General features: G+C 52.5%; 7 protein-coding genes and 1 riboswitch. All 7 genes read right to left on the bottom strand.

Annotated features, from left to right (window positions below; translation table 11 throughout):
• Positions 1–163: 163 nt before the first annotated feature.
• Positions 164–1393 (bottom strand): bifunctional 3,4-dihydroxy-2-butanone-4-phosphate synthase/GTP cyclohydrolase II, encoded by a 1230-nt coding sequence (locus BN587_RS07270; RefSeq protein WP_021720474.1) that lies wholly within the window; start codon positions 1391–1393, stop codon positions 164–166.
• A 21-nt stretch (positions 1394–1414) separates the two neighbouring features.
• Positions 1415–2065, bottom strand: a complete 651-nt coding sequence (locus tag BN587_RS07265; RefSeq protein WP_021720473.1) for a riboflavin synthase — start codon at positions 2063–2065, stop codon at positions 1415–1417.
• Complete coding sequence (gene ribD, locus BN587_RS07260) at positions 2065–3189, bottom strand: bifunctional diaminohydroxyphosphoribosylaminopyrimidine deaminase/5-amino-6-(5-phosphoribosylamino)uracil reductase RibD (protein WP_044484520.1); 1125 nt, start codon at positions 3187–3189, stop codon at positions 2065–2067. Before ribD ends, BN587_RS07265 begins: the two co-directional genes overlap by 1 nt.
• 81 nt (positions 3190–3270) lie before the next feature.
• Positions 3271–3387, bottom strand: a riboswitch (FMN riboswitch).
• Between the two features lie 108 nt (positions 3388–3495).
• Positions 3496–4617 carry a M20/M25/M40 family metallo-hydrolase gene (locus BN587_RS07255; protein ID WP_021720471.1) on the bottom strand — a complete coding sequence of 374 codons (1122 nt, stop codon included), beginning with the start codon at positions 4615–4617 and terminating at the stop codon, positions 3496–3498.
• An 83-nt stretch (positions 4618–4700) separates the two neighbouring features.
• A complete protein-coding gene (locus BN587_RS07250; protein WP_021720470.1) occupies positions 4701–4904 on the bottom strand; it encodes a hypothetical protein in 204 nt (67 codons plus the stop codon).
• Between the two features lie 8 nt (positions 4905–4912).
• Positions 4913–8302, bottom strand: a complete 3390-nt coding sequence (locus BN587_RS07245; RefSeq protein WP_021720469.1) for a UvrD-helicase domain-containing protein — start codon at positions 8300–8302, stop codon at positions 4913–4915.
• A complete protein-coding gene (locus BN587_RS07240) occupies positions 8295–11462 on the bottom strand; it encodes a PD-(D/E)XK nuclease family protein (protein ID WP_021720468.1) in 3168 nt (1055 codons plus the stop codon). Before BN587_RS07240 ends, BN587_RS07245 begins: the two co-directional genes overlap by 8 nt.
• Positions 11463–12076: the final 614 nt, after the last annotated feature.

The following is a 12076-nucleotide window of genomic DNA, read 5'->3' as shown; positions in this document are numbered from 1 at the left end:
GCCCGTCGTCCGTTCCGGTCTGCGCAGCGCCAAGTCTAGCGTTCTAAAAAATTACAAGAAAGCTGTAAGTGAGCAATTGACATATCGTGAAGCGAATAAAAATTTTAGCAAATTTTTCCTGAGCGTAAGGATATGTTAATTGCGACACCTACACACAACTTTATTATTTCCCGCAGTTGCAGCCACAGCCTTCGTGCAGCTTGTGGCCCATTTTCTCTTCTTTAACGTCGAGATAGTGCTCGTTGTATTCGTTAGGCTCCATGATGATGGGCACGCGGTCGGTGATGGTGATGCCATAACCGGAGAGGCCGATGCGTTTTGCGGGGTTATTGGTAATCAGGCGGATGCTGGTGAGTCCGAGATCTGCCAAAATTTGTGCGCCCATGCCGTAATCACGCAGGTCGGGAGCAAAACCCAGACGAACGTTAGCCTCAACGGTATCAAGGCCTTGGTCCTGCAGTGCGTAAGCACGGATTTTATTAGCCAAACCAATACCACGGCCCTCCTGACGCATATAAACAACAGCGCCGCAGCCTTCCTTTTCAATCATCTTCAGAGCGGTGGCCAGCTGGTCGCCACAGTCGCAGCGCAGGCTGCCGAAGGCATCACCTGTCAGGCATTCACTGTGCACGCGCACGAGCACATCCTTTTTACCGGCAACATCACCTTTAACAATAGCAACATGGCAAAGGTTGTCCAAATCGTTTTCATATGCAATAATACGGAAATTGCCGTATTTAGTCGGCAATGCAGCCTCAGCGGCACGATGCACCATTTTTTCGTGTGCCTTGCGATAAGCAACAAGCTCGGCAACGGTGATGAAAACGAGCTTATGCTTTTTAGCGAACTCGATTAAATCCGGAGTGCGCGCCATATGGCCGTCATCGTTCATAATCTCGCAGCAGATGCCTACAGGCTGCAGTCCTGCCAGCTTGCACAAATCAACAGTGGTTTCGGTGTGACCGGTACGCACCAGTACACCGCCCTTGCGTGCGCGCAGCGGGAAAACGTGACCGGGACGGCGGAAGTCGCTCGGCTGTGCACCGGGTTCAGCGCATTTTTTCATGGTATATGCGCGCTCGTAAGCAGAAATACCGGTGGTAGTGTCAACATGGTCAATAGAAACAGAGAAGGCTGTTTCGTGATTGTCGGTGTTGTGCGTTACCATAGCACCGAACTGCAGCTTGTCCATAACCTCGCTGTCTGCCGGCATGCAGATAAGTCCGCGTGCTTCCTTAGCCATAAAGTTAATAGCCTCGGGAGTACAAAGCTCTGCTGCCATAATCAGGTCGCCTTCGTTTTCGCGGTCCTCGTCATCGGTTACCAGTACCATCTGACCTGCTTTAATCGCAGCGATAGCTTCATCAATTGTATTATACTTAAAATTTTCCATTTTCTACCTCTTTGTTGCTGCTCAGATAAACCCATTTTCCAGCAGCATATTTTTATTTAAAGCAGGCTCCTGAGTCTGCTTGGGGTTAAATTTTAACATTTGCTCTACATATTTGCCGATAATATCCGTTTCCAGATTTACGCTGTCGCCCACATCCTTAAAGCCAAGCGTTGTTTCCTTGGCGGTATGCGGAATCAGCGATACGGAAAAGCTGCTTTCCGTAACCTGCGTTACCGTCAGGCTGATACCATCAATCGCAATACTGCCCTTTTTGATGATATATTTCAAAAGCTCCGGCGTGGTATTGATTGTCACCACCATCGCAATGCCCTCCGGTCTGCGGTCGGCAATTACGCCAAGGCCTTCCACGTGTCCGCTGACGATGTGACCGTCAAGACCATCGCACAGGCGCAGCGTGCGCTCCAGGTTCACCCTGTCACCGGCATGCAGGCTGCCGATATTGGTCAGGCGCACGGTTTCCGGCATCACGTCGGCGGTAAAGGCGGAATCGTCCATGCTTACTACCGTCAGGCAGGTGCCGTTGACGGCAACGCTGTCACCGATTTTCAAATTCTGCAGTACCTTCACCGCAGCAACTGTCAGTTGATAGGATTCACCCTGCTGCGCCAGCTTCTGCACCGTGCCAAGCTCGGCTACTAATCCTGTAAACATTATTCCGCCTCCTTCGGCAGCTCCTGCTTATCCAGCTCCGGTACCAGACCTGTTATCAGTACATCACTGCCCAATTTTTCAACCTCGACCTCATCAAGCTGCCAGCCTGTTTCCACCAGGCTGCTGCCTGCACCTCCCACCGGTGGCAGAGCGGCAGCGCCGCCAATCAGCTTGGGCGCTACAAAGGCGCACACTCTGTCAGCAAGGCCTGCATCGAAGAAGGCACCGTGAATCGCACTTCCGCCTTCTACCAACAGGCTGGTAATACCGCGCTCGGCCAAAGCCTGCACTACCTGCGCCACAGGCAGAACGCCGTCAGCCAACGGCAGACGTACCACCTCTACGTTAGGCAGAGCAGCCAGCGCTTCCGCCTTAACGATATCGGAATCCAAACCGGTAAAGATAATCGTATCCGCCAGCGGATTCAGAACTGCTGCCATCAGCGAAATCTTCAGGCTGCTGTCGAGCACTACGCGCACCGGATTTTTGCCACGCACCAGACGGGTGGTCAGCTCCGGGTCATCCTCCAGCACTGTGCCGATGCCGACAAGCACAGCGTCATGCTGCTTGCGCAGACGATGTGCATAGGTGCGTGCTTCCTCGCCGGTAATCCATTTGCTGTCGCCGGTAGCAGTGGCAATCTTGCCATCCAGTGTCATAGCGTATTTTAAAGTAATAAACGGACGCTGCTTCGTAATCCAGGTAAAGAAGCGTTCATTCAGGCGCTGTGCTTCTTTTTCGCATACGCCGGTAACAACCTCGATACCCTGCAGGCGCAGATATTCCAAGCCCTGACCTGCAACCTTGGGGTTAGGATCAAGGCAGGCCACCACAACCTTGCCGATGCCCGCGCGTGCCAAGGCTACACAGCAGGGACCGGTGCGTCCGTAATGTGCGCAGGGCTCCAGCGTTACATAGGCCGTTGCACCCTGAGCCATCTGCTTAGCCTCCGCCAAGGCATTGACCTCCGCATGCGGTTCGCCGGCCTTATGATGATAGCCCTCACCCACAATATTGCCTTCGGCATCCACAATCACACACCCAACCATCGGGTTGGGACTGGTGTTGCCCTCTGCCTGCAGCGCCAGCTCCAGGGCCCGCTGCATATATGCTTCATCTGTCATTCTTGCCAAAATATCACCTTCCAGTAATATAAAAACCGCATAAAGACCTAAGGAGCCCTTATGCGGTAAAAAATACAGTTTTGCCACCTTTTCTCATCCAGACTATACTGTCGGTACCGGAATCGCACCGGTTCATGCGCTGCTGCGCTAGCGGACTTTACCGCCGATCGGGAATTGCACCCTGCCCCAAAGTTTTCCCCGCCGATCGGGAATTGCACCCTGCCCCAAAGGTTACATTATGAAGTTATTTTTATTATAGCGTCAAATTTTCTTCCAGTCAAGAAAACTATACGTGAACAGTATGATTTACTTCGCTGCCTCTTTAATAATTTCGTAGGTCCAGCGCGCAGTGTTGTACAGGTCCTCTTCCTTAAGATATTCCGCTGTAGTATGCACATTGCTCATGCCGGTTGCCAACAGGCCGCAGGGCAGGCCGTAGCCGCAAAGATAGTTGCCGTCGCTGCAGCCGCCGGTTGTTTTCAGCTCTACCGGGAAGCCCAGTGTTTCCGCAGCGCGTGCTGCTAGCTTAATGCATTCGTGGTCCTTGTTCAGCTCCACAGCAGGACAGCCTTCCACTACATCAAATTCAACCTGACCGCCGCCGGCTTCAACAGCCTCTTTAATCAGAGCGATAGTAGAATCCTTCAGTGCTTCCAGACGCGGTACGTTCAGAGAGCGCATATCAATGACGAATTTAGCCTCCGGGCAGACGATGTTGGTGCCAACGCCTGCGTTGAACATGCCGATGTTAAAGGTAGTTTCGCTGTCCAGACGACCGTAAGCAGGCAGCTTAGACAGAGCATCTGCTGCCAGCATAATCGCATTGACGCCTTCTTCCGGAGCAATGCCAGCATGGGCAGCCTTGCCCTTAACGGTTACATAAATATCGTACAGCTTCGGTGCAGCGTAGGTAATTTCGCCCGGTGCACCGCCGATATCCATGCAATAGCCGTAATCGGCCTTAATCCAGCTTTGGTCCATGTTTACTACGCCCAGGCAGCCGATTTCCTCGCTGACGGTAAAGCACAGCTGCACGTCGCCGTGAGCTACGCCATCCTCCTTCAGTGCGCGCACCGCCTCCAGCATGGTAGCAACACCTACCTTGTCATCTCCGCCCAAGGTCGTAGTACCGTCACTGTACAATACCCCGTCCTTACGGACAACCTTAGTGCCTGTTGTCGGTGCTACGGAATCCATGTGCGCTTCAAACAGCAGCTTCGGAGCATTTGGCACGGTGCCCTTTACATAGGCCCACACATTACCGCAGGTACCGCCGGTCTTTTCGTGCGCCTTATCCATCTCCGGCTCCAGGCCAAGCTCGCGCAGCTTCGCCATAATCAGCTCTGCTTCCTGCTTTTCATCCTTACTGGGGCAGGGAACGCTTACCAGCTCTATAAATCCATCAATCAGTCTTGTTTTGTTTATCATTACAGTCACCTCGTAGTAGTTTAAGATATAAGCATATTATATACCTTAATGAAAGCCGTGCGCAAGTTTAACTGCCGACAATATTACAGCTGCAGATAGCGGCAGGCCAGATACAAAGCACCCGCAACCAAACCACCGCAGGCACGGATGCGCAGCTTTTTCGCATCCACACGCTCCGGGTCGCTCTTCTGCAGACGGCCGATACCGCCTAGCAGCAGCCAGGCGGAAAACAGCAGCATAGCCGCTGCCAGATAATCCCAGCCTTCCAATTTAGCAAAAATCTCCATTACATCACCTATTCTTTATTTTTTTGCGGACACAGATATGCATAGTGACAGTAAGCACAGCTGTCATTGCAGATGCAGGCGAAATCGTTCTCCTCGCCCTTGCCGCTGATTTCCTCGCACAGCTCTACTGCCTCCTGCAGGTACGATTTATCCAACGGCAGCTGCCAGACGCTCATGTTCTGCAGAAAGTGCAGCTCAGCGCGCACAACTTTTTTGCCGGGGTACAGCTTTTCCGCAGCATCCTTATACAGTGCCAGCTGATAAGCATAGCCCAGCTTCACCTCGTCAGGCTCCGGCGGCGTACCTGTTTTATAGTCCACTATAATCATATTATCATCTTCGTCAAAAGCCAGCAAATCGATTACGCCCTCAGCCGCCAGCTCCTGCTGCAGAGGCTGTACAAATTCTAATTCACGCTTCTGCTTTTTGGGCAATGCTTTATACAAATCGCTGACAATATAAGCATCAAACATACTCTTGGCCTGTGTTGCCGCAGCGCCGGGAGCAAATTCATCCAGCGCAATGGTAAAAACAGCCTCCTCATTATAGCCATTATACAGCTCCAGCGCTTTGTGCACAATACTGCCGGTTACACTAGCAGGCAGCTCGTGCGCCTGCTCGCCGGAAACTGTCTGCTCCAGCTCAGGTACTGCCAAAACCTGCTGGTAGTAATATTGACGCTGACAATGCAGATACGTCTGCAGCGCACTTGCGGTAAAGCAGGTACGGCCGCAGGCTGCGTAGGCAGGCAGCGGTGCCAAGGCCAACGGTTCCAGCACCAGTTGCTGCTGCTCTCCCTGCTGCGCAACAGCCGGGCTCAAAGCATCGGCACACAAAAGGCGTACCCAAGGACAGCTGCTTTCCTGCTTTTCCCAGTCAGCCTCGTATACTGCCTGCAGCTGCTGCCACCAGCCCTTAGCGGAAGGCAGGCCGATAACAGCCTCCGGCAGCTTTTCTTCCGCCACCGTACCGACCATTAAAAGCTGCTTTTTGGCACGCGTCATAGCAACATAAAGCAGACGTCTGCTTTCTTCTTCTTCCAGCTCACTGTCGCGCGCCTTCGCCTGCTCGTACACGCCGCTGTTTTGCAGCTGCATTTCCTTATCGGGCACCTTGATGCCCAAAAGCCCCTGCTCGCCTTCCTTGCCGGGCAAATACTTGATAGAAGCGGTATCGCCCTTCACTGACTTATCTAGCTGCGGTAAAATAACCAGATCGAATTCCAAGCCTTTGGAATTATGTATCGTCATAATCTGCAAGGCATCATCGGCCTGCACGGTAGCGGCAGGCTCCTTGCTGCTGCTTGCACGCAAATCCTTAACGTTTTGCAGCCATTCCGCCAGCGAAGCCTGCTTCGTTTGGCAATACTGCTGTGCCAGGCGGCGCAGCTTTTTGACGTTGGCCAGCTTGCTCGGGCCGTTTTCCTGCTGCGACAGAACGAATTCCGGCTTCAGCTCGTCCCAAAGCTGTGCGAACAGCTCCGGCAGTGCCATCAGCGCTGCTGCCTGACGTAGGCTGCGTAAGCGTTCGGCAGCCTGCATAGCCAGCGCCTGCTGCTCCGGCGGCAGGTTCAGCTGCAGCTCACCGCTGCCGACAGCCTGCAGTACATCCCACAGCGGTTTATCATTTTCGGTCTGCCAAAAGAGCTGCGTCAGCGTTGCATCATCCAAACCGAAATAGTTGGAGCGCAAAGCACCTGCCAGCTCCAGGCTTGCGTAACGGTTGTGCAGTGCAGCCAGCAGATTCAGAATATCCAGAACCTCCTGCTGCTCATAAAAGCCCTTGCCCTTAACTACTACGCAATTTATGCCGTAGCCCTGCAGCGTCTGCCGCAAAATTTCGCAGTGCGTCATTGCGCGCAGCAAAATAGCCTTGCTTGCTCCCGGCCTGAGCTGCTGCTCAACCTTAGGCAGCTCCTGCTGCAGATAGGCGGCGATTGCCTCTGCCTCCTTCTGCCATTTATCCTCTTTAGCGCCCAGGTCATCATCCTTGGATTTATACGGCACCTGCAGCAGGCAAACCTTAGCGCCGCCGGTGTTAGCACCCTCGTGATGCTCTAGGCAGATTTCCTCCTTCGGCAAATCCATCAGCTGACAAAAGGCGGTATTGCAGCTTTCGACAATGCTTTGCGTACTGCGGAAGTTGGTTTTCATGCCAAGGTTTTTGCCCGCATTCTGCGCGATATCCTCTTTTACCCTATTAAAGACGCTGACATCCGCATGACGGAAACGATAAATAGACTGCTTCACGTCACCGACGATAAAAAGATTGTTCTTGCCGTCCAGCTTGTTACCGCAGAGCAGATAAATCAGCTGACGCTGGCGCTCATTGGTGTCCTGAAACTCATCTACCATAATATATTTATAGCGCTCCTGATACTTTTGCCGCAGCGCCTCATTCTTCTGCAAATGCTCGATGGCCAGCAAATCCAAATCATCATTAAACAGGACATTATTTTCCTGCTTGCGTGCGCTCAGGCAGGCATAAAACTCCTGCAGCACGGCAAGCCAATCCTGCACCAAATCGCAGCCCTTTGCGTTCAAAAGTACATTGTTCAGCTCCTGACGCAGATTTTTTAAATTAGTCAGCTCCGCTGCCAACGCCTTGCCGCTAACCTTAACAACGCCAGACGCATCCAGCAGTGAGCAGTCCGGCTCCGGCGCCAGCAGCTGCTTTTGCATTTCGTCCAGTAATCCTGCTGCCTCCGTCAAGGTCTGGCGTCCCTTGGTCTTTGCCCCCAAAGCCTCACGCGCTTCGATTACCTCGCGCACAGCAGCAAACAGCTTTTGCTGCAGGGCCGGCAGTTCTTCCTTCGCCTTAAGATAAGGCTCTGCCAGATTATCGTCACGCACCAGCTCCGAGAGCTTGTCCCCCAGCGCCGTAACCTGATTTACAAAGCTGTTAACGCCGTAGGTTTGCACCAACCTGCGCAGGGCAGCGTTTTCCTTGATATTTTTGCGTAAATATTGCTGCAGCGTTTCTTTAAAAAAATCCTGCGCTTCAAAATCCTCCAAAATCGTAAATTCCGGATCAAGCTGTGTTTCTACCGGGTTATCTCTCAAAATACGGCTGCACAGGCTGTGAATCGTACTTATCGGCGCGCTCTCCACCTTCTGCAGATGCTCCTGCCAGCGCAGTCTTTCCAAATCATTCTGCGCCTGCTCCACGCATTCGCTGACAGCCTGACGCACACGTCCCTTGATTTCGTCGGCAGCCTTGCGCGTAAAGGTTATCGCCACAATATTCGTGGGATTAACGCTCAAATCCGCGCGCAGAATTTGCACAAAGCGCTTCATCAGTACATAGGTTTTACCGCTGCCGGCACCGGCGAGCAGCGAAACATTGCTTTTAATCGTATTTATCGCCAAAGCCTGCTCCGGTGTAGGATTCTTACTCATCGCTCTCGCCTCCCTGTCCGCCGTCGCCGCTCACCAGCTGCACACGGCAAATATCGTGTAACGGGCAATATACATCGCAGCGCCTGCAGCCTGCCAATGCAAAATCGCCTGCATAAATTCTTTCTATATAATCCTTCAGCAGCTGCTCCTTTTCCTGCTTAAAGCTATCCCAGGTCAGCTCTGCGGCGTTCTTCGGCTTTTTATACGGCAAGTCGCTGTTGCCCACGCTTTCCAGCAAAAAGGTACTTTTGCGCTTGCCCTCCTTCAGCGAATAATAGCAGCCGCCGCTGACTGCCATCTGCTCCTCGGAAAGCTCCGCCACCGCCAGCAGATACACCGGCAGCTGCAGGTCGAGCCCCTGCTCCATAGCACTGCCTGTGGGAGGAGTACCGCTTTTATAGTCCGTGATAAAGGCATGCTCGCCGTCGCTGTCGATTCTGTCAACTCTGCCGATAAGCGATACATCACTGCCGTCACTGAGCGTCAAATACAAGGGCTTGCCGTTTTTAGAGCTGAAATCCCATTCCACGGCCTGCGGCGTAAAGCCGCCCCAACGCTGCTGGTCGGCATATTCAAAGCGCAGCCAGCGCACCAGCATACGCCATAAGCGCTGCTTTTCTACCTGCCAGATATCCTCGTTTACGGAAGCAACGGTGCTGCTGCAATCATTGCGCGCAGCGGTGCAGACATCCTCAAAGACTGCCTCCAGCTCCTCCGTCAGGTCTGCCATAGTTTCGCCGATAATTTTGCTGCCAAGATAAGGCTCGACAAAATTCTTCAGCGTCTGGTGCAGAATATCACCGGCATCACGCGGCTGCAGCAAATCATCCGCTTCCTCCGCCGCCTGCGCCAGCCACACCTTCTCCGCCAAAAAGCGGAAGGGACAGGCAGCGTAAGCCTCCAGCCTGCTCGCACTGAAACGGCTGCCGATTTGCTTACGCAGCAGCTTCGTCGACAGGGAATTTTGCAAATCGCCGTTATATTCCGGCTGCTGTGCCTTACGCAGAATATCCGCTTTGGCTGCCAGCTGCTGCTCCGCAGAGGGAGCCTTTTGCCCGCTGAGCTCTGCTATTTTCGGCAAAACCGCAGCAGCAAAGCGCTTGTCGCTGTACGCCTCCTCCGCCGAAGCAACGCCGAAATCAGGCAGCGTCTGCGATTTCACATAGTCCTTGTCCAGACGCTTTTCCTCACTTCCCGGCTGCAAAAACAGCTTCCAGATTTCCTCCAGATAGCTGCTGGCCAAGCTTTCGCCCACATCCTCATGCCAGGTGAGGATAAGCTCCTTTTGCGCCGCACACACAGCCTGAGCAAAGAAATAGGCATCCTCATCAAAGGAAGAGCCAACCGTGGGCAAATCATAGCCTGCGTCCGCCAGCTGCTTGCGCTCCGTATCGTTATAAATCCAGTTTTCGTTTTTAGCCTGCGGGAATTCGCCCTCGCGCAGGCCCATAATATACACGCTGTCAAAGCTCAGGCCCTGTACGTTGCCAACCTCCGTAAAGAGTACGCCGTCCCTGCGGCCGAAGCGCAGAGTAAGCTGCACCTGCCCCAAGGCCTCCTGCAGCAGGCTGTTCCATTGGCTCAGCGTCAGCTTGCAGTCACTGTTTTTCGCCACCTCGTAATCACGCACAAGCTGCTGCACAGCCTTCAGCACAGCATCCTTGCTGCGCAGACAGGCCAGCATAAAGTCAATAGCTACTCCCTGCTTATGCAAACTTCCCAAACGTTCCTCCAATGGCAGCGATTGCACAAGCTGCGTCAGCTGCCCGGCATATTCGCTGATGGTAGCCTCCGCCTTAGTGCTTTCTATAAAAGCATCCAGCTGCTGCCACAGCTCCGTTGCATCGCCCAGCAGCTCGTGTGCTTTCTGCATAGCCTCCTGACGTGTTTTGAAATACGTTTGCGTGCGCAGGCTGCTTGCCGTTTCCACATCCACATCAAAGAACAGACGCAAAAGCTCGCAGCTCAGCAGCTCCAGATAGGCCGCTGCCGCCTCACGTCCCCTGCCTGCGGCAGTAAGCAGCAGGCGCAGCATAACAGCCAACGGCTGCGACACCAGCGCAGTTGTCTGCGGCAGGCTCACCGGCACACCGTATTCATCCGCCAGCTGGCGCAAGCCGCTGTATAAGGAAAAGTCGCGCACGGCAACAACAATGCGATTGGCAGCGCACTTTTCATGCGCCAGCTGTTGCTTGATTCGCTTCAGCACCCAGCGCATCTCCTGCTCATCGGAGGCAAAGCAGTAGCTTTCCACACCCTCCGCAGGTACAGGCGCAGGCGCATGCCCCAAGTGACGCAGCTGCCGCATAGCAACGCCTGCCGGAGCTTGTCCCAATTCCTCTGCCGCAAGGCTTGCAACAGTCGCACCAAGAATTTTGAGCGCGTTGACGGTGTTCGTGCTCGCGCGCATAAACTTGGTAATTGATTCATACTTCGCCTTTTCGTCGGAGCTTACTCTGCGTCCCTCATAGCTCATGCTGATTACCAGATCATCCACATGCTTTGCCAAAGCCTGCAAAAAGTTTATCTGCACCTGGTCAAGGCTGAAGAAATCGCAGATATAGATATGCTTCCAAGGGATTTTGCAATCCTGCTTCTGCAACATTTCCATAGCCAAACGATACTTGCCCTCCAGGTCGTACCAGTTATTGTTTTCCAGATATTGACGATAAAGCAGATAAAAATTGCAGACGCCCAAATCCTTTCCCTTCAGCTCATCCTCCTCAAAGGATTTTTGGATTTGGCCGTAGATATCGTCCTTAGTGGCACCGCAGCGCGACAGCTGGCTTACGAGCGAGGTCATGGCCTTCACAAAGCCTGTTTTATGCGCCAGCGAGCCGAAATATTCCAGCTGCTTGTGCGTAGTCATACCAGTAAGCTGCTTGTTTTCCATCATGTAGTCAATAATATCCTGCACAATCAGCTCCTGACTGCGACGGCTCAATTCCTTGTAATCGGTACCGCCGTTGATATTCATCAGCTTGCTGGCCAAGGTGTCCATGCCCATGGTTCCAACATTAGGGTAATTGCGGCGTACCTCGTCCATCAGCAGGCGGTTCGGCAGCACCAGCACACCTTCGTCCAACGGCTGCTGCGAAAGCTCCTCTGCCAGCTGCAGTCGCAAGCTGCAGCCGAGAGGTACATAAATCAACTTTGCCATAACAATCTCCTTCTTTTACTTCTCTAATGCTTCAAGTAATCTTGATAAAATCTCTATACCATTTATTATACCATAAGAGACTGTCAAAGATTGTCTATTTGAGGAACAAACTTTTAGGAAAAAAGGAACAGTAACCTCTTCTCTCCTCACTTGACTTTTCTCTCCGCTTCAATTAAACTTAAAGTATGTTCTTACAAAACTGCAGGTAACATTACGCTTCCAGCTACCTTACCTACGGACAAGAAAATAAGCAGTATATCCTGCAGCTCCACTTTAGCTGCAGAAGCTTAAGCAAGGCCATTTATCTGGTACATTCTAAGAGTAGTACAAACTGACGATTTTTTAATCGTCAGCGTACTACTCTTTTTTGTTTTTAGCATCAAAAAACTGCTTATGTATTTTTTTATTCGCATGTGTTAAAATGAAAGGAGAGAAACCATGCAAGACCTGGCAACAAAATTTGCAAACCTGACAATCCAAAGCGACTTCATCTTCAAGAAGGTTATGTCGCGCAAGCGCATCTGCAAGCACCTGCTGGAGGAGCTTCTGCAGATAGAAATTGCCGATATCAACTATCTGGAGGCAGAAAAGACGCTTGAGCCTGAGTACACCAG

The organism is Phascolarctobacterium succinatutens CAG:287, assembly GCF_000434895.1.
GTDB classification, from domain to species: Bacteria; Bacillota; Negativicutes; order Acidaminococcales; family Acidaminococcaceae; genus Phascolarctobacterium_A; species Phascolarctobacterium_A succinatutens_A.
The sequence above is the reverse complement of the archived record's forward strand: the minus strand, read 5'-3'. Positions and strand labels throughout refer to the sequence as shown.

Coding starts and splice junctions, on each gene's coding strand:
- BN587_RS07270 (WP_021720474.1), bottom strand. CDS start 1,393: ATGGAAAATTTTAAGTATAATACAATTGATGAAGCTATCGCTGCGATT.
- BN587_RS07265 (WP_021720473.1), bottom strand. CDS start 2,065: ATGTTTACAGGATTAGTAGCCGAGCTTGGCACGGTGCAGAAGCTGGCG.
- ribD (WP_044484520.1), bottom strand. CDS start 3,189: ATGACAGATGAAGCATATATGCAGCGGGCCCTGGAGCTGGCGCTGCAG.
- BN587_RS07255 (WP_021720471.1), bottom strand. CDS start 4,617: ATGATAAACAAAACAAGACTGATTGATGGATTTATAGAGCTGGTAAGC.
- BN587_RS07250 (WP_021720470.1), bottom strand. CDS start 4,904: ATGGAGATTTTTGCTAAATTGGAAGGCTGGGATTATCTGGCAGCGGCT.
- BN587_RS07245 (WP_021720469.1), bottom strand. CDS start 8,302: ATGAGTAAGAATCCTACACCGGAGCAGGCTTTGGCGATAAATACGATT.
- BN587_RS07240 (WP_021720468.1), bottom strand. CDS start 11,462: ATGGCAAAGTTGATTTATGTACCTCTCGGCTGCAGCTTGCGACTGCAG.